This window comes from Pseudomonas sp. 05N432, from assembly GCF_056396945.1.
Window position 1 is genome coordinate 127,429 of sequence record NZ_JBFTMM010000019.1, and the last position, 24,300, is coordinate 151,728.

20 protein-coding genes are annotated in these 24,300 nt (G+C 60.4%); 19 read left to right on the forward strand and 1 reads right to left on the reverse strand.

Features of this window, described 5'->3' with window-relative positions; genetic code table 11:
- Window positions 1-37: 37 nt before the first annotated feature.
- From gap to AC1DHT_RS21785, 7 genes are all read left to right on the forward strand, one after another.
- A complete protein-coding gene (gene gap / locus AC1DHT_RS21755) occupies window positions 38-1,039 on the forward strand; it encodes a type I glyceraldehyde-3-phosphate dehydrogenase (protein WP_427536069.1) in 1,002 nt (333 codons plus the stop codon).
- 24 nt (window positions 1,040-1,063) lie between these two features.
- A complete protein-coding gene (locus AC1DHT_RS21760) occupies window positions 1,064-1,528 on the forward strand; it encodes a methylglyoxal synthase (protein ID WP_427536071.1) in 465 nt (154 codons plus the stop codon).
- A 75-nt stretch (window positions 1,529-1,603) separates the two neighbouring features.
- A complete protein-coding gene (locus tag AC1DHT_RS21765; RefSeq protein ID WP_427536073.1) occupies window positions 1,604-2,119 on the forward strand; it encodes an RNA polymerase sigma factor in 516 nt (171 codons plus the stop codon).
- Between the two features lie 114 nt (window positions 2,120-2,233).
- The gene (locus AC1DHT_RS21770) at window positions 2,234-3,208 is read left to right on the forward strand and encodes a FecR family protein (protein WP_427536075.1); all 975 of its coding nucleotides are present in this window, start codon (window positions 2,234-2,236) and stop codon (window positions 3,206-3,208) included.
- 120 nt (window positions 3,209-3,328) lie between these two features.
- Complete coding sequence (locus AC1DHT_RS21775) at window positions 3,329-5,893, forward strand: TonB-dependent receptor (protein ID WP_427536077.1); 2,565 nt, start codon at window positions 3,329-3,331, stop codon at window positions 5,891-5,893.
- Between the two features lie 112 nt (window positions 5,894-6,005).
- Window positions 6,006-6,614 carry a biliverdin-producing heme oxygenase gene (locus AC1DHT_RS21780; protein WP_427536079.1) on the forward strand — a complete coding sequence of 203 codons (609 nt, stop codon included), beginning with the start codon at window positions 6,006-6,008 and terminating at the stop codon, window positions 6,612-6,614.
- Window positions 6,615-6,785: 171 nt separating this feature from the next.
- On the forward strand, window positions 6,786-8,135 hold the full coding sequence (locus tag AC1DHT_RS21785; RefSeq protein ID WP_427536081.1) for a CoA transferase: 1,350 nt from the start codon (window positions 6,786-6,788) through the stop codon (window positions 8,133-8,135).
- Between the two features lie 143 nt (window positions 8,136-8,278).
- Here AC1DHT_RS21785 and AC1DHT_RS21790 read toward each other — a convergent pair whose 3' ends face one another.
- On the reverse strand, window positions 8,279-9,142 hold the full coding sequence (locus AC1DHT_RS21790; protein ID WP_427536083.1) for a DNA-3-methyladenine glycosylase family protein: 864 nt from the start codon (window positions 9,140-9,142) through the stop codon (window positions 8,279-8,281).
- A 495-nt stretch (window positions 9,143-9,637) separates the two neighbouring features.
- Here AC1DHT_RS21790 and arcD point away from each other — a divergent pair, with 495 nt between their 5' ends.
- The 12 genes from arcD (at window position 9,638) to AC1DHT_RS21850 (ending at window position 24,276) form a co-directional block, all read left to right on the forward strand.
- On the forward strand, window positions 9,638-11,065 hold the full coding sequence (arcD, locus tag AC1DHT_RS21795) for an arginine-ornithine antiporter (RefSeq protein ID WP_427536085.1): 1,428 nt from the start codon (window positions 9,638-9,640) through the stop codon (window positions 11,063-11,065).
- A 42-nt stretch (window positions 11,066-11,107) separates the two neighbouring features.
- Window positions 11,108-12,364, forward strand: coding sequence for an arginine deiminase (gene arcA, locus AC1DHT_RS21800; RefSeq protein ID WP_427536087.1), 1,257 nt, complete (start codon window positions 11,108-11,110; stop codon window positions 12,362-12,364).
- A 71-nt stretch (window positions 12,365-12,435) separates the two neighbouring features.
- Window positions 12,436-13,446, forward strand: a complete 1,011-nt coding sequence (locus tag AC1DHT_RS21805; RefSeq protein ID WP_427536089.1) for an ornithine carbamoyltransferase — start codon at window positions 12,436-12,438, stop codon at window positions 13,444-13,446.
- A gap of 166 nt (window positions 13,447-13,612) precedes the next feature.
- The gene (gene arcC / locus AC1DHT_RS21810) at window positions 13,613-14,542 is read left to right on the forward strand and encodes a carbamate kinase (RefSeq protein ID WP_427536090.1); all 930 of its coding nucleotides are present in this window, start codon (window positions 13,613-13,615) and stop codon (window positions 14,540-14,542) included.
- A 57-nt stretch (window positions 14,543-14,599) separates the two neighbouring features.
- Window positions 14,600-14,956, forward strand: a complete 357-nt coding sequence (locus tag AC1DHT_RS21815) for a DUF5064 family protein (protein ID WP_427536092.1) — start codon at window positions 14,600-14,602, stop codon at window positions 14,954-14,956.
- Between the two features lie 257 nt (window positions 14,957-15,213).
- Window positions 15,214-16,722 (forward strand): sigma-54-dependent transcriptional regulator, encoded by a 1,509-nt coding sequence (locus AC1DHT_RS21820; RefSeq protein ID WP_427536094.1) that lies wholly within the window; start codon window positions 15,214-15,216, stop codon window positions 16,720-16,722.
- A 423-nt stretch (window positions 16,723-17,145) separates the two neighbouring features.
- Complete coding sequence (gene gcvH / locus AC1DHT_RS21825; protein ID WP_427536096.1) at window positions 17,146-17,529, forward strand: glycine cleavage system protein GcvH; 384 nt, start codon at window positions 17,146-17,148, stop codon at window positions 17,527-17,529.
- A gap of 11 nt (window positions 17,530-17,540) precedes the next feature.
- Window positions 17,541-20,393 (forward strand): aminomethyl-transferring glycine dehydrogenase, encoded by a 2,853-nt coding sequence (gcvP, locus tag AC1DHT_RS21830; RefSeq protein ID WP_427536098.1) that lies wholly within the window; start codon window positions 17,541-17,543, stop codon window positions 20,391-20,393.
- Between the two features lie 140 nt (window positions 20,394-20,533).
- On the forward strand, window positions 20,534-21,910 hold the full coding sequence (locus AC1DHT_RS21835; protein WP_019693241.1) for an L-serine ammonia-lyase: 1,377 nt from the start codon (window positions 20,534-20,536) through the stop codon (window positions 21,908-21,910).
- A gap of 41 nt (window positions 21,911-21,951) precedes the next feature.
- Window positions 21,952-23,076 carry a glycine cleavage system aminomethyltransferase GcvT gene (gene gcvT, locus AC1DHT_RS21840; protein ID WP_427536100.1) on the forward strand — a complete coding sequence of 375 codons (1,125 nt, stop codon included), beginning with the start codon at window positions 21,952-21,954 and terminating at the stop codon, window positions 23,074-23,076.
- 401 nt (window positions 23,077-23,477) lie between these two features.
- Entirely contained in the window at window positions 23,478-23,690 is a 213-nt protein-coding gene (locus tag AC1DHT_RS21845; protein ID WP_019693243.1) for a cold-shock protein, read from the forward strand.
- A gap of 97 nt (window positions 23,691-23,787) precedes the next feature.
- On the forward strand, window positions 23,788-24,276 hold the full coding sequence (locus tag AC1DHT_RS21850; RefSeq protein WP_427536102.1) for an RDD family protein: 489 nt from the start codon (window positions 23,788-23,790) through the stop codon (window positions 24,274-24,276).
- Window positions 24,277-24,300: the final 24 nt, after the last annotated feature.

The window sequence follows — 24,300 nt, forward strand, 5'->3', positions numbered from 1 at the left end:
TAATTCCAACAACAAATATGACGAAGGCGCTTTTCATATGACTCTACGAATTGCAATCAATGGTTTTGGCCGCATTGGCCGCAATGTCCTTCGCGCACTGTATACCCAAGGCTACCGTCAGGATTTGCAGATCGTCGCCATCAACGATTTGGGCGATAGCGCGATGAACGCTCACCTGCTCAAGTACGACACCGTGCATGGCACCTTCGATGCCGATGTGCAGCACGATCAGGAAAGCCTGACCGTCAACGGCGACCGGATTTCGGTCAGCGCGATTCGCAACCCGGCCGAGTTGCCGTGGGCTGCCGAGAAGGTCGACGTCGTGTTCGAATGCACCGGTCTGTTCACCGACCGTGCCAAAGCCGCTGCCCATATTAGCGCCGGCGCGCGCAAAGTGATTATCTCGGCTCCGGCCAAAGGCGCCGACGCCACCGTGGTGTATGGGGTCAACCACGACATCCTGCGCCAATCGCACCAGATCATTTCCAACGCGTCGTGCACCACTAACTGCCTGGCCCCGGTGGCTCAGGTGTTGCACCGCGAGCTGGGCATCGAGAGCGGTCTGATGACCACCATCCATGCCTACACCAACGACCAGCACCTGACCGATGTCTACCACGTCGATCCGTACCGTGCCCGTTCGGCCACCCAGAACATGATCCCGAGCAAGACCGGCGCCGCCGAAGCGGTGGGCCTGGTGCTGCCGGAACTGGCCGGCAAACTGACCGGTATGTCGGTGCGCGTGCCGGTGATCAATGTGTCGCTGGTGGACCTGACCGTGCAACTCAAGCGCGAAGCCAGCGCTGACGAGGTCAACGCACTGCTCAAAGAAGCCAGCCAGCACTCGAAGATCCTCGGCTACAACACCCTGCCGCTGGTTTCCAGTGACTTCAACCACAACCCGTTGTCGTCGATTTTCGATGCCAACCACACCAAGTCCAGCGGCAAGCTGCTCAAGGTGCTGGCCTGGTATGACAACGAATGGGGCTTCTCCAACCGTATGCTCGATAACTGCCTCGCCCTGTGCAACGCCGAATAAGGCCGATTGCCCGTGGAGTCGCCGATGATCGGTATCAGCTTTACCCAAAAAACCATGGCGGCGCGCAAACGCATCGCCCTGGTTGCCCATGACCACTGCAAAGTGTTCTTGCTGGACTGGGCCGAGCGGCAGAAGGACAAGCTCGCCCAACACGAGCTTGTGGCCACCGGCACCACCGGGATGCTGTTGAGCAAGCGCCTGGACCTGCCCGTTGAAAGCATGATCAGCGGCCCGCTGGGTGGCGACCAACAACTGGGTGCGCGAATCGCCGAGCAGCGGGTCGACATGCTGGTGTTCTTCTGGGACCCGTTCGAGCCGCAACCTCACGACCCGGACATCAAGGCATTACTGCGGGTCGCGGCGGTCTGGAACATTCCAGTGGCCTGCAATGAATGCAGCGCCGATTACCTGCTCAGCAGCCCGTTGATGGATCAGTCGCACGCGTACCGGATCCCCGATTACCCGGCGTACCTGCAAGGCCGCAAATAATTCTCATCGGTAGCGCTTGACCTTTCAAGCAGATGATAAGCATTATCATTCGCTTGAAATGGATCAGGTCCTACTGTGAGTCAATCGCGCTTCAACCATGTCTTCCTCGCGCAGCGAGTCTCGCTGCTGCGGACCCTGGAGCGGATGGTCAACAACCACAGCACTGCCGAGGACCTCTTGCAGGAAACCTACCTGCGAGTGGCCCGTGCGTTGAGTGAACGGGCCATCGATCACCTCGAACCTTTCGTGTTTCAAACTGCCCGCAACCTGGCGCTGGACCATTTGCGCGCACGGCGCATTCAGTCCCGAACGATGCTCGAAGACGTTCCGCTGGACGTCGTGCAAAACATCGCGGCGCCGCTCAGCAGTGCCGAGGACGCCGCCCATGCCGAACAGTTGCTCGAACGCTTGAACATCAGCCTCAGCCAACTCACCCCGCGCCAACAACAAATTTTCATCCTCAGCCGCCTGCATGGGCACAGCTATCTGGAGATCGCCGAGCAGCTCAGCGTGTCCTTGAGCACCGTGCAAAAAGACCTGAAGCTGATCATGGCGATCTGCGTCGGTGTCGCTGATCGCCTCAACGAATAAGAGCAGCTGCAAGTTGTGAGCTTCAAGCTGCAAGAAAATCCCGAACCGCGATACTTGCCGCTTGAGGCTTGAAGCTTGAAACTGCTGGTCTGCAGACTCAGCCGAGGAACACCCGTGACGGACAGCCCCCCTTCCCACCCGCCACTCCCGGCGCGGGACTCATCAGCCAGCACCCGCGCCATGGACCAGGCGCTGGACTGGCTGATCGTGCTGGACAGTCCGAGCGAGCAACAAAGCCGCGAATTCCACGACTGGCTTGCCGCCGACCCGCGCAACGCCGAAGCATTCGCCAAGGCCCAGGCGATCTGGGACGGGCCACAGGTCGCGCAAGCCGCGCTGGGTTTGAGCACGACCCAACGCAAGGTCTCAAAACCTGGCCGCCTGCGCCCGCACTGGAAACCGCTGGCCATGGCGGCGGTGTTGATCCTCGGGCTATTCAGCTTCAGCAACCTGCCAATGCGGATTCAGGCGGATCATCTGACCGTGGTCGGCGAGCGCCAGCGCCTGCAACTGGAGGACGGTTCAAAAGTCCTGCTCAATACCAATTCGGCGTTTTCCAGCACCATCAACGACCAGCAGCGCATCGCCCGCCTGTATCAGGGCGAGGCCTATTTCGAGGTGGCGGCCAATCGCGGCCTGCCACTGGAAATCGACGCCGGCCCGGTCACGGCCAGTGTGCGCGACACCACGTTCGCCGTGCGCTACCTGGACGGCATTGCGCAGGTTCGCGTGCAACGCGGCGACGTCGACTTGCGCACCACCCACAGCAACGCCCGCGTGCGCTTGAGCGCTGGCGAAAGCATTCGTATCGGCCCCAATGGTTTCGATCAACCGGCCAGACTCGACCCGGCGACCGATCTGGCCTGGGTCCAGGGCCGACTGGTGTTCGAAAACTGCCCGTTGAGCCAGGTGCTGGCGGAACTGCGTCGCTACTACCCGGGCTGGATCATCAACACCAACGAACAGTTGGCCAACGTCGCAGTGACCGGCAATTACCGTCTCGACCAACCGCTGGACGTGGTTCGCTCGCTGGCCCACATCACCTCGGCCAGGCTCGAGGAATTTCCGGCGCTGGTGATCCTGAACTAAATGAGAATTATTTTTACTCGATAGCGCTTCATCGTTCGTCTCGTTATAGCCAATGCAATTGATTCGCATCTCTGATGCAAATCTGCACCTATAAGATTCGTGCGACACGGAGCGCTATTGATGTCCTCTCGCCTTACCCGCCGGTCCTCTTCACCTTCCTGCATGCTGTCCCTGCTGACTGCCGCCATTCTGTTGGCCGGCACGGCACAGGTCTCGGCTGCCACCGTCGAACAACCGAGCCGTAACATGGGCGACTACTCGTTCTCCATTCCCCAGCAGCCACTGGTGTCGGCACTCAATGCTTTTACCACCGTAACCGGTTGGCAGGTCGGCTTGCCGGCCGAACTGGCTGAAGGCGTCGCCTCGCCGGGCGTACACGGCTCGCTGCCCCCGGAAAAAGCCCTCGATCGCCTGTTGGTGGGGACCAACCTGAGCTATCGCAAGCTGGGCAATCACAACATCGTGCTGGAAAAACGCAGTGTCGACGGCCCCCTCGCCCTGCAACAAATGACCATCAGCGCCACCCGTCAGGAGCAGAGCGTCGACAGCGTACCGAGTACCGTCACCGTGCACACTCGCGAAGAGCTGGACCACGACAACGTCAACACCATCAAGGAACTGGTGCGCTACGAACCGGGTGTTTCGGTCGGCGGCACCGGCACCCGTGGCGGCATCAGCGGCTACAACATTCGCGGTATCGACGGTGACCGGATCCTGACCCAGGTCGATGGCGTCGAAGTGCCCAACGGTTTCTTCAACGGTCCGTACGCCAAGACCCAGCGCAACTACGTCGACCCGGAAATCGTCAAACGCGTGGAAATCCTCCGCGGTCCGGCGTCGGTGCTCTACGGCAGCAACGCCATCGGTGGTGCGGTGAGCTACTTCACCCTCGACCCGGATGACATCATCAAGCCCGGCAAAGACGTCGGCGCCCGCCTGAAAACCGGCTACAACTCCGCCGACGACAGCTGGCTCAAATCCGCCAGCGTCGCCGGGCGCGCCGAGCAGTTCGACGGCCTGCTGCACTTCAGTCAGCGTGATGGTCACGAAACCGAATCCTTCGGCAGCAACAACGGCACGGGGCTCAATCGCACCGCCGCCAACCCGGAAGACGTGCGCACCACCAACCTGCTGGCCAAAGCCGGCTGGAATTACGCCGATGACGCACGCCTGGGCCTGACCTACGAGAAGTACAAGGACGATCGCGACACCGACCAGCGAAGCGCCGTCGGTGGCCCGTTCAACAATGGCCAGCCAATGGGCATGTACCGCTCGCGCACCGGCAACGACACCATCACCCGCGAACGCTTCGGCCTGGAAAACAGCTTCGCCCTCGATGCCTTGCTGGTCGATCATCTCAAGTGGAGCCTGAACTACCAGATCGCCAAGACCGATCAGAGCACGTTGGAAAACTACTTCCCGTTCAGCCGCAATGTGATGCGCAGTCGCAAAACCCTCTACGAAGAAAAGCAGTGGGTATTCGACGCACAGCTCGATAAGGCCTTCAACATCGGTGAAACCGACCACCTGCTGACCTACGGCACCACCATCAAGCAAGAGAAAGTCAGCGGTTCGCGCAGCGGTAGCGGAACCTGCCTTGCCGTTGGCCGTCGTTGCACAGCGATCGGCGCGATCAGCCCTAGCGATGTGCTGAAGAAGTCCAGCGACTTCCCTGACCCGACCATCAACACTTACAGCCTGTTCGCCCAGGATCAGATCAGCTGGAACCAATGGACCTTCCTGCCGGGCCTGCGCTATGACTACACCCAGCTCAAGCCGCACATCACCCAGGAATTCCTCAACACCGTGGCCGCCGACGGCAAAGGCACGGTCAGCGACGAGAACAAGACCTGGCATCGCGTATCGCCCAAGTTCGGCCTGACCTACGCCCTGACCGACCACTACACCTGGTACGGCCAGTACGCCGAAGGTTTCCGCACCCCGACCGCCAAGGCGCTGTATGGCCGTTTCGAAAACACCACCACCGGCTACCGCGTGGAGCCGAACCCGAATCTGGGGCCGGAAAAAAGCCAGAGCTACGAGACCGGCCTGCGCGGTAACTTCGAGTCCGGTCACTTCGATGTGGCGGTGTTCTATAACAAGTACCGCGACTTCATCAACGAAGACGCCGTCACCCCGGGCTACAACGAGCTGACGTTCCAGAGCAACAACATCAAGCACGCGACCATCAAGGGCGTCGAGCTCAAAGGCCGCCTGAACCTCGACACCTTCGGCGCGCCGCAAGGCCTCTACACCCAGGGTTCGGTGGCCTATGCCCACGGTCGCAACAACGACACTGGCGAGCCGCTCAATGCGGTCAACCCGCTGACCGGCGTGTTCGGCCTGGGTTACGACCAGGACAACTACGGTGCCTTGCTCAGCTGGACCCTGGTGCAGAAGAAGAACCTCGTCGACAGCAGCAGCTTCAAGTCGCCGGATGGCGTCAGCAGCCAGTTCAAGACGCCGGGCTATGGCGTGGTCGACCTGAGCGGTTTCTACAAAGTGACCGACGACGTCACCGTCAGCGCTGGCGTGTACAACCTGGCCGACAAGAAATACTGGCAGTGGGACAACGTGCGCGGTTACGACAGCGTCGGTGAAGCCGCCGTGCTCAGCCCGGCCAACCTCGATCGCCTGACCGAGCCGGGCCGCAACTTCGCGATCAACCTGATCTGGGACATCTGATTGATGGAGCCTTGCTGCGCTTTTGGACGAAAGCGCAGTGAGGATTTTTTACGCTGCCGCGTCGTCTGGTTCGTCCAGTTACAACGCGCCTTTCATTCTCAAGGACTTCTTCATGACCGCCGCCCAAACCTCCGAACGCCCGAGCCTGCGCTCGCAACGCCTGAACCAGATCACTAATGAGCCACACAGCAAGCTCGACGCGCTGGTGAAAGCTCACGCACCGTTCGAAACCCAAGCCAACTTCGCCTGCTTCGTGGTTGCCCAGTACCTGTTCCAGTCGGAACTGGTGTCGCTGTACAACAATGCCGAACTGATCGCCATCGTCCCGGACCTGCCGCAGCGTTGCCGCGCCGACGCCGCCAGGGCTGACCTGGCCGACCTGGAAACCGACGTCCCGGCCCCGGTGGCAGGCGCCGTGAACAGCCCGGGCAAGGCCGAGGCCCTGGGCTGGATCTTCGTCTCCGAAGGGTCGAAACTCGGTGCCGCGTTCCTGATCAAGCGTGCCGTGGGCCTGGGCTTGAGCGAAACATTCGGTGCCCGTCACCTGGCAGAGCCAGCCGGTGGCCGCGCCGAAGGCTGGAAACGCTTCGTCAAAACCCTCGACGGCCTGGCCTTCTCCGCACAGGAAGAAGCCGAGATCGAAAAAGGCGCCATCGACGCCTTCAACCGCTTCACCGTCCTGCTGGAACAGGCTTACGCCACAACCCCAGAACTCGCCTGACGGAACGCAATCCCTTGTGGGAGCGAGCCTGCTCGCGATGACGGACTGACATACAACATGGATGTTGACTGAAACTCCGCTATCGCGAGCAGGCTCGCTCCCACAAGGGGGATTTCATCCGGGCTGACAGTTTTTTGAACTATGATCGTGCTCTCTTCCGGAGGGCCTTCGATGACTGATTTCCTGACGTCCATTCAAGCCGCGCTCGGCTTGCCCGCTACTGCGATCACCGTTACCTCGAGCGGCGCCCTGCCCTCGGCGTTTGCCGTAACGGACCTCGCCAGCGCCAGCATCGCGGCTGCCGGCCAGGCCATCACTGAACTCCTGCAACAACAGACCGGTCGTTTACCGGACCTGGAAGTCGACCGTCGCCTCGCCTCCTTCTGGTTCGCCACGTCGATCCGCCCGATCGGCTGGAGCGTGCCACCGCTGTGGGACCCCATCGCAGGGGACTACGCGACCCATGACGGCTGGATTCGTCTGCACACCAACGCCCCTCATCACCGCAGCGCGGCCGAACAGGTGCTGGGACACTGCTTTGATCGCAGTGCGATGGCCGCCAAGGTCGCCCGATGGGGCAAAAGAGAGCTGGAACACGCAATAGTCGAGGCCGGCGGTTGCGCTGCCGAAATGCGCTCATGGCAACAATGGCAGTCCCACCCTCAAGGGGTGGCGGTGAACGCCGAACCGCTGATTCATTTTTCCGCAGACAATAGTGAGCACTCGAAAGCCTGGCCCGGTTCGGTCGCGCAACCGCTGGCGGGCATCAAGGTGCTGGACCTGACCCGCGTCCTCGCCGGCCCCGTTGCCAGCCGCTTCCTCGCAGGGCTGGGTGCCGATGTGTTGCGCATTGATCCACCGCAGTGGAACGAACCGGGTGTGATTCCGGAAGTCACCCTGGGTAAACGCTGCGCCCGCCTCGACCTGCACAACAGCGTCGATCGCGGGGTATTCGAAAGCCTGCTCAAGGATGCCGACATCCTGCTCCACGGTTACCGCGCCGATGCCTTGGAACACCTCGGCTACGGCACCGCCGAACGGCAGGAACTCGCCCCCGGCCTGATCGACGTTTGCCTCAATGCATACGGCTGGAGCGGCCCCTGGCAAAACCGTCGTGGTTTCGACAGCCTGGTGCAAATGAGCAGCGGCATCGCCGAGGCCGGGATGCTCTGGAAGCACGCGGACAAACCGACACCCTTGCCGGTTCAGGCGCTGGACCACGCCACCGGTTACCTGATGGCGGCCAGTGCGATCAAGTTGTTGGCTGAGCGGTTGAGTAGCGGACGCAGTGGCTCGGCACGATTGTCTCTGGCGCGCACGGCAAAGTTGCTGGTTGAACAGGGTCCGGGGACGGATGAGGCCTTGCGAGCCGAAGATGACAACGATCAGGGAATGGTGATTGAACAGACTCCTTGGGGCCCGGCGCATCGGTTGCATGTACCGCTGAAAATCACCGGTACACCGTTGCAGTGGGCCATTCCGGCCGGGGAATTGGGTTCCCATCGGGCGCAGTGGTGGTGACTGTTCGACCGCCATCGCGAGCAGGCTCGCTCCCACAGGTAATCACCGGTGTACGCGCGAACGTATGCCTGAAACAAATCCAGTGTGGGAGCGAGCCTGCTCGCGATGACGATCGAACAGTCAACGCAACTGTCGAGACAATTTCAGTCAACCCGAACCAACGACGTCCACAACACCTGCGCCGCATACGCCCGACACGGTCGCCACACCTCGGCACGGGCCAACAAATCACGCGGCGTCACCGGCCCACCTTCCAGCGCCGCCAGTGCGTTGATCAACCCCACATCGCCTGACGGAAACGCATCCAACTCGCGCATCTGTCGCAACGCGATGTACTGCGCCGTCCAGTCGCCAATCCCCCACAATGCCAGCAATCGCGCAACACCGTCGTTCCGACCCGGTTCAAACAACAAGGGATCGTCAAGCAACGCTTGCGCCACGCCAGACAGCGTCCGCCCACGGCTTTTCGGCATTCCCAACGTCGCCAGATCCGCTGCCGCCAACACCGTTGCTTGAGGAAACACATGAGTCAATCCTGACAGTGGCGCAGACAACGGTTCGCCATACTGCGCCACCAGCTTCCCCGCCAGCTTGATCGCGGCACCGACCGTGATCTGCTGCCCCAGCACCGCGCGAATTGCCAGTTCCAGCCCGTCCCACGCCCCTGGCACCCGTAAACCAGGACGCTCGGCAATCAACCTTGCCATCAACGGATCAACCGTCAGTTGCTGATGAATACGTGGCAAGTCTGCGTCCAGATCGAACATCCGCCGCAACCGCGTAACGATCTCGGGCACGGCTGACGCCTCAGGGAAGCACAGCCTCACCTCCAGCGCATTATCAGCCGCTGGCGTAATCGAAAACGTGCCGTGCACACCGTTCAGGCTGATGCTGCGCGAGTACACACCATCGACCACCGACTCCATCCCGGCAATCGCCCGCGCCGACAAAAAGCCGAGCATCGCCGGCCAGTCATAAGGCGGCTGATAGTCAAGCAACAGCTTCACCACAACAGCCCGCCGAGTCGAAGCGTTTGCGCCGGTTGCGACATCCTTACCTCTTATCTCGAATCGACTGTTTGTCATGTTTTGAAACCATAACAAGTGTTCATTTCATTAAATAGGCGACGTGGCATGACGTTAATAAAATAACGGCAAAAAACAATACTTATTCAGAACGCTCTCATCTATGCCATGAAGGCACTTTGCCGGTTTTGTGGGGCATTCCAGATACATAAATTCTGTACTGAAAACAGATGCGCAAAATTTGCGCATTCTGAAAAAACAACTAGCTTCAAGGCTCGCAGCGATTAGTAACCATCCCCGGTTATTTTATAAAAAGCCCTCTGGAACAGGCCTCTTGTGGCACATACGCTCTATTCAGGAAGTATTCACACATCCGTCATTAACAACGGAATGTGACCATCAACTGATCCAGATCAGCTGTTCTATCAGCAAGTGGATTTAGGCTGTGGTCTCTTTTCTCCGGCAATGGAGTCATGCATGTCTGAATCTTCTGGAAAACTACGACTCGGCGCCTTAGTCGCCCTGGTAGTAGGTTCCATGATTGGGGGCGGGATATTCTCTTTGCCGCAAAATATGGCCGCCAGTGCCGATGTCGGCGCAGTGCTGATTGGTTGGGCCATTACGGCCGTGGGCATGTTGACCCTGGCGTTCGTCTTCCAGACCCTCGCCAACCGCAAGCCTGACCTTGATGGCGGTGTCTACGCCTACGCCAAGGCCGGTTTCGGCGACTACATGGGTTTCTCGTCCGCCTGGGGTTACTGGATCAGCGCCTGGCTGGGCAACGTGGGGTACTTCGTACTCCTGTTCAGTACCCTCGGCTACTTCTTCCCGCTATTTGGGGAGGGAAATACGCCTGCGGCGGTGATTGGCGCTTCGCTGCTGCTGTGGGCCGTGCACTTTCTGGTGCTGCGCGGGATCAAGGAAGCGGCGTTCATCAACCTGGTGACCACCGTCGCCAAAGTCGTGCCACTGGTGCTGTTCGTCTTGATCGCGATCTTCGCCTTCAAACTCGACATCTTTACCGCCGACATCTGGGGCCTGAAAAACCCTGACCTGGGCAGCGTCATGAACCAGGTGCGCAATATGATGCTGGTCACCGTCTGGGTGTTCATCGGCATCGAAGGCGCGAGCATCTTCTCGGCCCGGGCGGAGAAACGTTCGGACGTCGGTAAGGCCACCGTCATCGGCTTTATCACCGTGCTGTTGTTCCTGGTGCTGGTGAACGTGCTGTCGCTGGGCATCATGACTCAGCCAGCGCTGGCCAAACTGCAAAACCCGTCGATGGCTGCCGTACTCGAGCACGTCGTCGGTCACTGGGGCGCGGTGCTGATCAGTGTCGGCCTGGCCATCTCGTTGTTGGGTGCCTTGCTGTCGTGGGTACTGCTGTGTGCGGAGATCATGTTCGCCGCCGCCAAAGACCACACCATGCCGGCGTTCCTGCGTAAGGAAAACGCCAAACAGGTACCGGTCAATGCCTTATGGCTGACCAACGCGATGGTGCAGATTTTCCTGGTCATCACCCTGTTCTCGGCCAGTACCTACCTGTCGCTGATCTACCTCGCCACCTCGATGATTCTGGTGCCCTACCTGTGGTCGGCGGCCTATGCACTGCTGCTGGCGGTACGCGGCGAGAGCTACGAAAACGCCCTGGCCGAACGCCAGAAAGACCTGGTCATCGGTGCCATTGCGCTGATCTATGCGATCTGGCTGCTGTACGCAGGCGGCACCAAATACCTGCTGCTGTCCGCCCTGCTCTACGCCCCCGGCGCGATCCTGTTCGCCAAGGCCAAGCACGAGTTGGGCAAAGCGGTTTTCACCAACGTCGAGAAGCTGATTTTCACCGCGGTAGTCATTGGCGCGCTGGTGGCGGCCTATGGGCTCTACGACGGCTTCCTGACCCTGTAGCACCTGTACCACTCGACTGTTTTGTTATCTGGAGGATCTGAAATGACCACGGAAAAAGTGAAGTACGGCGTACATTCCGAAGCCGGCAAACTGCGCAAAGTCATGGTGTGCTCCCCCGGCCTGGCCCACCAGCGGCTGACCCCGAACAACTGCGACGAACTGCTTTTCGATGATGTGCTGTGGGTGGCCCAGGCCAAGCGCGACCATTTCGACTTCGTCACCAAGATGCGCGAGCGCGATATCGACGTGCTGGAAATGCACAACCTGCTGACCGACATCGTATCCAACCGCGAAGCGCTGGACTGGATTCTGCAACGCAAGATCACCGCCAACTCCGTGGGTGTCGGCCTGGTCCACGAAGTCGACGCCTGGTTGCGCAGCCTCGAGCCGCGCAAGATCGCCGAATTCCTGATTGGCGGCGTGTCGGCCGATGACCTGCCCACCAGCTTCGGTGGCAAGACCATCGAAATGTTCCGCGACTTCCTCGGCCACTCCAGCTTCATTCTGCCGCCGCTGCCGAACACCCAATTCACCCGCGACACCACCTGCTGGATCTATGGCGGCGTCACGCTGAACCCGATGCACTGGCCGGCGCGCCGTCAGGAAACCCTGCTGGCCAGCGCCATCTACAAATTCCATCCGGAGTTCACCAACGCCGACTTCCAGGTCTGGTACGGCGACCCGGATCAGGAGCACGGCAACGCCACACTGGAAGGCGGCGACGTGATGCCCATCGGCAACGGCGTGGTGTTGATCGGCATGGGCGAACGCTCGTCCCGTCAGGCCATCGGGCAACTGGCACTGAACCTGTTCAAGCACAAAGCGGTCGAGCGCGTGATCGTCGCCGGCCTGCCGAAATCCCGCGCGGCGATGCACCTGGACACCGTGTTCAGCTTCTGCGACCGCGACCTGGTGACGATCTTCCCGGAAGTGGTGCACCAGATCGTCGCCTTCACCCTGCGCCCTGACGAAAGCAAACCGGGCGGCATCGATATCCGCCGCGAAGAAACCAGCTTCCTCGACACCGTGGCCGCCGCGCTCAACCTCAAGGCCCTGCGCGTCGTCGAAACCGGCGGCAACAGCTTCGCCGCCGAACGCGAACAGTGGGACGACGGCAACAACGTGGTGGCCTTGGAACCTGGCGTGGTAATCGGCTACGACCGCAATACCTACACCAACACCTTGCTGCGCAAGGCCGGGGTCGAGGTCATCACCATCAGCGCCAGTGAACTCGGCCGTGGCCGTGGCGGCGGCCACTGCATGACCTGCCCGATCATCCGCGACCCGATCGACTACTAACTTTCAAACCTTGGCCGGGGCTTACAGAGCACCGGCCTTGGGGATAACCGAAACCCAAGGAGATCCATATCATGGCTTTCAACATGCGTAATCGCAGCCTGCTCTCGCTGATGCACCATACCAATCGCGAGTTGCACTACCTGCTGGACCTGTCCCGCGACCTGAAACGCGCCAAGTACACCGGCACCGAACAGCCGCACCTCAAAGGCAAGAACATCGCGCTGATCTTCGAAAAAACTTCGACCCGCACCCGCTGCGCCTTCGAAGTCGCGGCCCATGACCAGGGGGCTCACGTCACCTACATCGACCCGGTGTCGTCGCAGATCGGCCACAAGGAAAGCATGAAAGACACCGCCCGCGTTCTCGGGCGGATGTTCGATGCCATCGAGTACCGCGGCTTCGAACAGGAAATCGTCGAAGAACTGGCCACGTTCGCAGGCGTGCCGGTGTTCAATGGCCTGACCGCTGAATTCCACCCGACGCAAATGATCGCCGACACCCTGACCATGCGCGAGCACAGCGACAAGCCGCTGCATGACATCAGCTACGCCTACCTCGGTGACGCCCGCTACAACATGGGTAATTCGCTGCTGATGATCGGTGCCAAACTCGGCATGGACGTGCGCATCGGTGCACCGAAAGCGCTATGGCCACATCAGGACTTCATCGATCAGTGCAAAGCCTTCGCCGAGGAAAGCGGTGCACGCATTACCATCACCGAAGACCCTGTCGAGGCGGTCAAGGGCGTGGACTTCATTCACACCGACATCTGGGTGTCGATGGGTGAACCGGTCGAAGCATGGGACGAGCGTATCGAACAACTGCTGCCGTACCAGGTCAACGCTAAAATGATGAAAGCCTCGGGCAATCCCCGGGTGAAATTCATGCATTGCCTGCCGGCGTTCCACAACAGCGAAACCAAGGTCGGCAAGGATATCGCGGCGCGCTACCCGCACCTGGCCAACGGCGTTGAGGTGACTGAAGAAGTATTCGAATCGCCCGCCAACATCGCCTTCGAGCAAGCGGAAAACCGCATGCACACCATCAAGGCGATCCTGGTCTCGGCGCTGGCGGATATTTAACGATCAACACGGTTTGCTCTTTGTGGGAGCGAGCCTGCTCCGGGCGGCGTTCCGACGATGGCGGACTGGAACTCAGCATGGATGTTGGCCGATACACTGCTATCGCGAGCAGGCTCGCTCCCACAGGAGAACGAGTTGCTCGCTCTCTTTTTGAAAGGACTGCATTATGCGTATCGTCATTGCACTGGGCGGTAACGCCCTGCTCCGCCGTGGTGAACCCCTGACCGCGGACAACCAGCGCGGCAATATCCGCGTCGCCACGGAACAGATCGCCAAGATCCATCCCGGTAACGAACTGGTGATCGCTCACGGCAATGGCCCGCAAATCGGCCTGCTGTCGTTGCAAGCGGCCGCCTACACCTCTGTCAGCCCTTATCCGCTGGACGTGCTGGGTGCTGAAACCGATGGGATGATCGGCTACATCATCGAACAGGAACTGGGCAATCTGCTGGACTTCGAAGTGCCCTTCGCGACCCTCCTGACCCAAGTCGAAGTCGACCCCAATGACCCGGCGTTCCAACACCCAAGCAAGCCCATCGGCCCGATCTATTCCAAGGCCGAAGCAGAAAAACTCGCCGCCGAAAAAGGCTGGGCCATCGCCCCGGACGGCGACAAATTCCGCCGCGTGGTGGCCAGCCCGAAACCCAAGCGCATCTTCGAAATCCGCCCGGTCAAATGGCTGCTGGAAAAAGGCAGCATCGTGATCTGCGCAGGCGGTGGCGGCATCCCGACGATGTACGACGAGCACCGCAAGCTCAAGGGCGTGGAAGCGGTGATCGACAAAGACCTGTGTTCGGCGCTGCTGGCCGAGCAGCTCGACAGTGACTTGCTGGTGATCGCCACCGACGTCAACGCCGCGTTCATCGACTTCGGCAAGCCGACTCAGAAAGCCATCGCCCAGGCCCACCCGGACGACATCGAAAAAATCGGCTTCGCGGCCGGCTCCATGGGGCCGAAAGTCCAGGCTGCCTGCGAGTTCGCCCGCCACACTGGCAAAGTCGCGGTGATCGGTTCACTCTCGGACATCGAAGCGATCGTCCAGGGCAACGCCGGCACCCGTATCAGCACGGCCAGACCTGGTATCACCTACCTATGAAAACAGCCGGGCAGGACTTGAGCCTGCCCCGTTTCAATGCCTTTGAAGGAGATGTCCATGGCCATATTTGAGCCCGGTCACTTGCATATCGAACGCCATGCGCTGAACAAGGATGATTTCAGCTACAACCTGTGCATCGACTATGAGATCGCTACCGACCCCAAGGAAGGCATAGGAATGCTTTTCACAGTGCATGGTTCGGTCGAGGGCAAGGACCTGAAGGAAGACTTCTTCCTGGCCAAAGACCAGGCCTTCGACTTTGCCCGACACGCCACGCGCATCGCACAGAAGTACGGCATGCCCAAGAATGCCAACATCAGCCCGCTGCACAAGTACTACGACGAAATGTTCGAAGACGTACGCAAGCAGCTTGATATCAAATCCGGGGATCCGGTGAAGCCCGAACACCTGTAATAACCCCAACACAGAAGATCAATGAGCCCACCAGTCCACTGTGGGAGCGAGCCGGCTCCGGGCGGCGTTCCGACGATAGCGGTCTTTCAGTCGACATCCATAGCGCATGTCAGTCCGTCATCGTCGGAACGCCGCCCGGAGCCGGCTCGCTCCCACAGAGGGCAGTATTACTCTGAAGGCCCTCCGTTGATTTCACCTAACCCCCTCCTCCAAGGCATACTTGCCATCCTCCGCACTCCAGAACACTGAACCGTCCCATGCGTATCCACGTCAGCTTCATCGACCGCGTTGGTATTACCCAGGAAGTCCTGGCCTTGCTCGGTGGGCGTAATCTCAACCTGGATGCAGTGGAAATGGTGCCGCCGAACGTTTACATCGACGCGCCGACCCTTAGCCCGCAAGTGCTCGAAGAGCTGAGCGATGCGCTGTTCAGCGTGCGYGGTGTGCAATCGGTGACGGTGGTCGACATTCTTCCCGGACAGCGTCGGCACCTGCAACTCGATGCTCTGCTGGCGGCGATGACCGACCCGGTGCTGGCCCTCGATAGCGCCGGTAACGTGTTGCTGGCCAACCCGGCGCTGATCGCCTTGTATGGTCGCGAACCCGCCGGGGAAAGCGTCGCCGAGCTGTTCAGCGATCCGGCGTTGCTGGATACGTTGCTGGAAAACGGCTTTCGCCTGCCTTTGCGCGAGATCACCGTCAACGGCCAGACCTTGCTGCTGGACGCTACACCCATCACCGATGCCGGCGCCTTGCTGACCTTGTATCAACCCAACCGCATCGGTGAACAACTCTCGGCGTTGCACCATGATCACGCCGAAGGTTTCGATGCATTGCTCGGTGAGTCGCCGGCGATCCGCACCCTCAAGGCCCGCGCGCAACGGGTGGCGGCGCTCGATGCTCCGTTGCTGATCCAGGGTGAAACCGGCACCGGCAAAGAGCTGGTGGCCCGCGCCTGCCATGCGATCAGCGCCCGACACAGCGCGCCGTTCCTGGCGTTGAACTGCGCGGCATTGCCGGAGAACCTCGCCGAAAGCGAGCTGTTCGGCTACGCCCCCGGCGCCTTCACCGGCGCCCAGCGTGGCGGCAAGCCGGGCCTGATGGAACTGGCCAACCAGGGCACAGTGTTCCTCGACGAGATTGGCGAAATGTCGCCGTACTTGCAGGCCAAATTGTTGCGCTTCCTCAACGATGGCAGCTTCCGTCGGGTCGGCGGCGATCGCGAGGTCAAGGTCAACGTGCGAATCCTCAGCGCTACCCACCGCAACCTGGAACAAATGGTCAGCGAAGGCACGTTCCGTGAAGACCTGTTCTACCGCCTCAACGTGCTCAACGTCGAAGTCCCGCCGCTGCGTGAACGCGGTCAGGACATCCTGTTGCTGGCGCGCTACTTCATGCAGCAGGCCTGCGCACAGATCCAGCGCCCGGTCTGTCGCCTGGCGCCCGGCACTTACCCGGCCCTGCTCGGCAACCGCTGGCCGGGCAATGTGCGGCAATTGCAGAACGTGATCTTCCGCGCCGCGGCCATTTGCGAAAGCAGCCTGGTGGACATCGGCGACCTGGACATCGCCGGCACCTCGGTAGCACGCGAAAGCGACGTGGATGTCGACAGCCTTGAGCAGGCCGTGGAAGCGTTCGAGAAAACCCTGCTGGAAAAACTCTACGTCAACTACCCCTCGACCCGCCAACTGGCCAGCCGTTTGCAAACCTCCCACACCGCCATCGCCCATCGATTGCGCAAGTACGGGATTCCGGGCAAGCCTTGAAGACCTCATCGCGAGCAGGCTCGCTCCCACAGGAGATGTCCTGTGATCCCAGATTTTGTGTACGACACAGATCACTGTGGGAGCGAGCCTGCTCGCGATGAGGTCAGTTGCCCCACCATCAAACTCGCCTAAAAACGACCTCCATCTGTACTGAATGCGCTACAGCGGAACGATTTCGCTACACACTCGCTTAAACTGCGCTACGCAAGGCTTTGATCCCCATAGGCTTTTTTACAGGCCTCAATCTGTAGCGATTTCGCTACAGTCGTGTTTTTCACCTCGCCCGCAATAATCATCAACCTATTGATTTATAACGAATAAAAAACGTTGGCCGCGTTCTTGCTATGTATCTGGCTATTCAGCTCTGCCCTGCACGAGCATTCAATCGCGTCCACCAGACGAATCTGGCCCCTAGGAGTTTCCATGAGCGAGTTGCGTTTTACTGAAGATCACGAATGGCTGCGCACCGAAGCTGACGGCAGCGTTACGGTCGGCATCACCGCCTTCGCACAGAACGCCTTGGGCGACGTGGTTTTCGTACAGCTGCCTGAGCTGCAGTCCTACGACAAAGGCGCTGAAGCAGCCACCGTGGAGTCGGTAAAAGCCGCCAGCGGCGTGTACATGCCACTGGACGGTGAAGTGCTGGAAGTGAACCCGGCGCTGGACAGCAGCCCTGAACTGGTCAACGAAGATCCGCTGGGCGAAGGCTGGTTCTTCCGCTTCAAGCCTGTCGACGCCTCGGCTGTCGCCAAACTGCTGGATCAGGACGCCTACGACCGTCTGATCAAAGCCAACGCCGAAGCCTGAGGAGCGCCAACATGACTCAAGTAAATCTCAGCACCGCCAACGAATTCATCGCGCGCCACATCGGCCCGCGCGCAGGCGATGAGCAAGCCATGCTCAACAGCCTCGGCTTTGACTCGCTGGAAGCCCTGAGCGCCAGCGTCATCCCCGACAGCATCAAAGGCACCAGCGTCCTCGGACTGGAAGACGGCTTGAGCGAAGCCGAGGCCCTGGCCTCAATCAAAGCCATCGCCGCCAAGAACCAACTGTTCAAGACCTACATCGGCCAGGGCTACTACAACTGCCACACACCGTCGCCGATCCTGCGCAACCTGCTGGAAAACCCGGCCTGGTACACCGCCTACACCCCCTACCAGCCAGAAATTTCCCAGGGCCGCCTGGAAGCGCTGTTGAACTTCCAGACCCTGATCAGCGACCTGACCGGCCTGCCGATCGCCAACGCGTCCCTGCTCGACGAAGCTACCGCCGCTGCCGAAGCCATGACCTTCTGCAAACGCCTGAGCAAGAACAAAGGCAGCCACGCCTTCTTCGCCTCAGCCCATTGCCACCCGCAAACCCTCGACGTGCTGCGCACCCGTGCCGAGCCGTTGGGCATTGACGTGGTGGTTGGCGACGAACGCGAATTGACCGATGTCAGCGCGTTCTTCGGCGCTCTGCTGCAATACCCGGCGAGCAACGGCGACCTGTTCGACTACCGCGAACTGGCCGAGCGCTTCCACGCTGCCAATGCGCTGGTCGCAGTCGCCGCTGACCTGCTGGCCCTGACCGTGCTGACCCCGCCGGGCGAGTTCGGTGCCGACGTGGCCATCGGCAGCGCCCAACGCTTCGGTGTGCCGCTGGGCTTCGGTGGCCCACATGCGGCCTACTTCTCCACCAAGGATGCGTTCAAGCGCGACATGCCGGGCCGTCTGGTCGGTGTCTCGGTGGACCGTTTCGGCAAGCCGGCCCTGCGCCTGGCCATGCAGACCCGCGAGCAACATATCCGTCGCGAGAAAGCCACCAGCAACATCTGCACCGCCCAAGTGCTGCTGGCCAACATCGCCAGCATGTACGCCGTGTATCACGGCCCGAAAGGCCTGACGCAGATCGCCAACCGCATTCACCACCTGACCGCGATCCTCGCCAAAGGCTTGAGTGCACTGGGTCTGAACGTCGAGCAAGCAAACTTCTTCGACACCCTGACCCTCGCCACTGGCGCCAACACCGCTGCCCTGCACGACAAGGCCCGCGCCCAGCGCATCAACCTGCGTGTCATCGATGGCGAGCGTCTGGGTCTGTCCCTCGACGAAACCACCACCCAGGCCGACATCGAAACCCTGTGGAGCGTGCTGGCTGACGGCAAAGCCCTGCCGGAATTCGCCGCGCTGGCCGCCTCGGTGCAAAGCCGCATCCCGGCTGAACTGGTGCGTCAATCGCCAATCCTCAGCCACCCGGTATTCAACCGTTATCACTCGGAAACCGAGCTGATGCGCTACCTGCGCAAGCTCGCCGACAAAGACCTGGCGCTGGATCGCACCATGATCCCGCTGGGTTCGTGCACCATGAAACTCAACGCCGCCAGCGAAATGATCCCGGTGACCTGGGCCGAGTTCGGCGCCCTGCACCCGTTCGCTCCGGCCGAGCAAAGCGCCGGCTACCAGCAGTTGACCGATGAACTGGAAGCGATGCTCTGCGCCGCCACCGGTTACGACGCGATTTCGCTGCAACCGAACGCCGGTTCCCAAGGTGAATACGCCGGTCTCCTGGCCATTCGCGCCTACCACCAGAGCCGTGGCGAAGAGCGCCGCGACATCTGCCTGATCCCGTCGTCGGCCCACGGCACCAACCCGGCCACCGCCAACATGGCCGGCATGCGCGTAGTCGTCACCGCGTGCGATGCTCGCGGCAACGTCGACATCGAAGACCTGCGCGCCAAAGCCATCGAGCACCGCGAGCACCTCGCCGCGCTGATGATCACTTACCCGTCGACCCACGGCGTGTTCGAAGAAGGCATCCGCGAAATCTGCGGGATCATTCATGACAACGGCGGCCAGGTGTACATCGACGGCGCCAACATGAACGCCATGGTCGGTCTCTGCGCACCGGGCAAGTTCGGCGGCGACGTCTCGCACCTGAATCTGCACAAAACCTTCTGCATCCCGCACGGCGGTGGCGGCCCGGGTGTTGGCCCGATTGGCGTGAAATCGCACCTGACGCCGTTCTTGCCGGGGCACGCGGCCATGGAACGCAAGGAAGGCGCGGTCTGCGCGGCACCGTTTGGTAGCGCGAGCATTCTGCCGATCACCTGGATGTACATCCGCATGATGGGCGGCGCTGGCCTCAAGCGGGCTTCGCAATTGGCGATCCTCAACGCCAACTACATTTCCCGTCGCCTCGAAGAACACTACCCAGTGCTCTACACCGGCAGCAACGGTCTGGTCGCCCACGAGTGCATCCTCGACCTGCGCCCACTGAAAGACAGCAGCGGCATCAGCGTCGATGACGTCGCCAAGCGCCTGATCGATTTCGGCTTCCACGCACCGACCATGTCGTTCCCGGTGGCCGGCACGTTGATGATCGAGCCGACCGAAAGCGAATCCAAGGAAGAGCTGGACCGCTTCTGCGACGCGATGATCCGCATCCGCGAAGAAATCCGCGCAGTGGAAAACGGCACTCTGGACAAGGACGACAACCCACTGAAAAACGCTCCGCACACGGCCGCGGAAATCGTTGGCGAGTGGACCCACCCGTACAGCCGTGAGCAAGCGGTGTATCCAGTGGCTTCGTTGATCGAAGGCAAATACTGGCCACCGGTCGGTCGGGTCGACAACGTGTTCGGCGACCGCAACCTGATCTGCGCCTGCCCGTCGATCGAAAGCTACGCTTAAACCTGAGTGGGAGTGGATTCGTCCACTCCCCTCAAAGCACACCACACCCCCTGTGGGAGCGAGCCTGCTCGCGATAGCGGTCTATCAGTCGACATCTTTGTTGAATGTCAGTCCGCTATCGCGAGCAGGCTCGCACAACCATGTCGTTAAGCGTGTTCGACCTGTTCAAGATTGGCATCGGCCCCTCCAGCTCCCACACCGTCGGTCCGATGCGCGCTGCTGCGCGCTTCGTCGAAGGCCTGCGTCGTGAAAACCTGCTGGCAGCCACCACCTGCGTCAAAGTCGAGCTCTACGGCTCGCTCGGCGCCACTGGCAAAGGCCACGGCAGCGACAAAGCCGTGTTGCTGGGTCTGGAAGGCGAACACCCGGACACCGTGAACACCGAGAACATCGCCGCCCGCCTGCTCGAGATTCGCAGCAGCGGTCGCTTGAACCTGCTCGGTGAGCACGTCATCGAATTCAATGAAAAACTGCACCTGGCGATGATTCGCAAGCCATTGGCCTATCACCCCAACGGCATGATCTTTCGCGCCTTCGATGCGGCCGGCATCCAGATCCGCAGTCGCGAGTATTACTCGGTCGGTGGCGGTTTTGTGGTCGACGAAGACGCTGCCGGCGCCGACCGTATCGTCGAGGACGCGACGCCGCTGACCTTCCCGTTCAAAAGCGCCAAGGACCTGCTCGGCCATTGCGCCACTTACGGGTTGTCCATCAGCCAGGTGATGCTGACCAACGAAAGCGCCTGGCGCCCGGAAGCGGAAACCCGTGCCGGCCTGCTGAAAATCTGGCAAGTGATGCAGGACTGCGTGGCCGCGGGTTGCCGTAACGAAGGGATTCTGCCCGGTGGCTTGAAGGTCAAGCGTCGTGCCGCGGCGCTGCATCGACAACTGTGCAAGAACCCGGAATCGTCGTTGCGCGATCCGCTGTCGGTGCTCGACTGGGTCAACCTGTATGCGCTGGCGGTCAACGAAGAAAACGCCAACGGCGGGCGTGTGGTCACGGCGCCCACCAATGGTGCAGCCGGGATCATCCCCGCGGTGTTGCATTACTACATGCGCTTCATCCCCGGTGCCAACGAAGACGGCGTGGTGCGATTCCTGCTCACCGCCGCTGCCATCGGCATTCTGTACAAGGAAAACGCTTCGATCTCCGGCGCTGAAGTCGGCTGCCAGGGCGAAGTCGGCGTGGCCTGCTCAATGGCTGCCGGCGCGCTCTGCGAAGTGCTTGGCGGCACGGTGCAGCAAGTGGAAAACGCCGCCGAAATCGGCATGGAACACAACCTCGGCCTGACCTGCGACCCGATTGGCGGGCTGGTGCAAGTGCCGTGCATCGAGCGCAACGCCATGGGCTCGGTCAAAGCCATCAATGCGGTGCGCATGGCCTTGCGCGGTGACGGTCAGCACTTCGTCTCCCTCGACAAGGTCATCCGCACCATGCGCCAGACCGGTGCCGACATGAAAAGCAAATACAAGGAAACCGCCCGTGGCGGTTTGGCGGTCAACATTATCGAGTGCTGATGCGAACGCATCTGCATCAGTGCAATTTACAGGAGCTGCATATGTCCACCGAACAACTGTTGAAAACCCCGCTGCACGCGCTGCACATCGAACTCGGTGCGCGCATGGTGCCATTCGCCGGCTACGACATGCCGGTCCAGTACCCACTGGGCGTGATGAAAGAACACCAGCACACCCGTGATCAGGCCGGGTTGTTCGATGTCTCGCACATGGGCCAGATCCGCCTGACCGGCGCCAATGCCGCCAAGGCCCTGGAAACCCTGGTGCCGGTGGACATCATCGACCTGCCGGTGGGCATGCAGCGCTATGCGATGTTCACCAACCAGAACGGTGGCATCCTCGACGACCTGATGGTCGCCAACCTCGGTAACGACGAGTTGTTCCTGGTGGTCAACGCCGCCTGCAAGGACCAGGACCTGGCGCACCTGCGCCAGCACATCGGCGATCAATGCAAGATCGAGCCGTTGTTCGAAGAACGCGCCCTGCTCGCCCTGCAAGGTCCGGCCGCAGTGACCGTGCTCGCGCGCCTGGCCCCTGAAGTGGCGAAGATGACCTTCATGCAGTTCACCCGCGTGACCTTGCTCGGCGTCGACTGCTTTGTCAGCCGTTCGGGCTACACCGGTGAAGACGGTTTCGAAATCTCCGTACCGGCCGCCGATGCCGAAGCCCTCGCTCGGGCCTTGCTGGCCGAGCCGGAAGTCGCGCCTATCGGCCTCGGCGCCCGTGACTCGTTGCGCCTGGAAGCCGGCCTGTGCCTCTATGGCCACGACATGAACACCGAAACCACACCGATCGAAGCCAGCCTGCTGTGGGCCATCTCCAAGCCACGGCGTGCCGACGGTGCGCGTGCCGGTGGTTTCCCGGGCGCCGAGACCGTATTTGCCCAACAACAAAACGGTGTCAGCCGTAAACGCGTCGGCCTGCTGCCTCAGGAACGCACGCCGGTGCGCGAAGGTGCGGAAATCGTCAACGAAGCAGGCGAAATCATCGGCAGCGTCTGCAGCGGCGGCTTCGGGCCGACCTTGGGTGGTCCTTTGGCCATGGGTTACCTCGACAGTGCTTACATCGCACTCGATACCCAGGTTTGGGCGATTGTACGTGGGAAAAAGGTGCCTTTGCTTGTAAGCAAAATGCCATTTGTTCCACAACGCTACTATCGTGGTTGATTGACTGTTCCTATAAGTAACGCGGTTGCGTAACAGTGCACTAATCTGTAACGCAACCGCCATAAAACAGTGCATACCTGGATCAGGCACTTCGATTGTGAACTTGACTTATATCAATCGAAAACAATTGAACAACACTATCGAATAAGCAGCACTATCCATCCTGTGAAACAGCCATCAAGCCAAGCAATACGCGGCTTCCACGGGGCTTGTTTTTTCTCCCGTAGTTGGCGTAGAGTTTGTTCACTGTGTTTGCATGGGTCGCTTGGAATCGTGACCTGGGCAGTAGCCTACAAGTTAGCTACATCCCGTTCGACGCCTCTTACTCTCCTGCAACCAGCTCCAGTACTCTTTCATGAGAAAGAGGCTGTCATCAATTTTTGCGTCAAAGGAAATAAGAAATGTCCCAACGTCAGAGCGGCACCGTCAAGTGGTTTAACGACGAGAAAGGTTTTGGTTTTATCACTCCAGAAAGCGGTCCGGATCTGTTCGTGCATTTCCGTGCCATTCAGGGCAGCGGTTTCAAGAGCCTGAAAGAAGGCCAAAAAGTTACCTTCATCGCTGTGCAGGGCCAGAAAGGCATGCAAGCTGACGAAGTACAAGCAGAAGGCTGATCTTCTGTAACGAAAAAGCCCCTGATGCTGACATCAGGGGCTTTTTTGTGCGCGTAATTCCGTAAAATGGCTTCTTTTTTCAGCCGAGAGCCACTCCATGTCGAAACACCTGCTAAGCCCTCAGGGTGAATTCCCCATCGCCGGCCTGGGCCGTCGCCTGGCAGCGATGTTCTACGACTTCCTGCTGTGCACCGCCCTGCTGATCGTCACAGGCGGGATCTACAAGATGGTGCAGATGGCAATCATCGGCGAAGAGAAGATGCGCGCCCTGACCGAGGCCGGCGCGCTGGATGGCGATCCGCTGTTTTCGACCATCCTGTTGTTCGTGCTGTTTGGTTTCTTCGCCAAATTCTGGACCTGGTCGGGTCAGACCCTCGGCATGCAGGTCTGGTGCATCCGCGTGCAGAACGTCGACGGTTCGGCGATCAGCCTGTGGCAGGCGCTGTTGCGCTTTGTGGTGTCGATCGCATCCTTGCTGTGCGCAGGCCTGGGGTTCTTCTGGATGCTCTTCGACAAACAGAAGCGCAGCTGGCACGACATGTACTCCAACAGCCAGTTGGTGCGGATCCCGAAGAAGCAAAAATAACCCGCCTAAACGCCGAACCCTGTG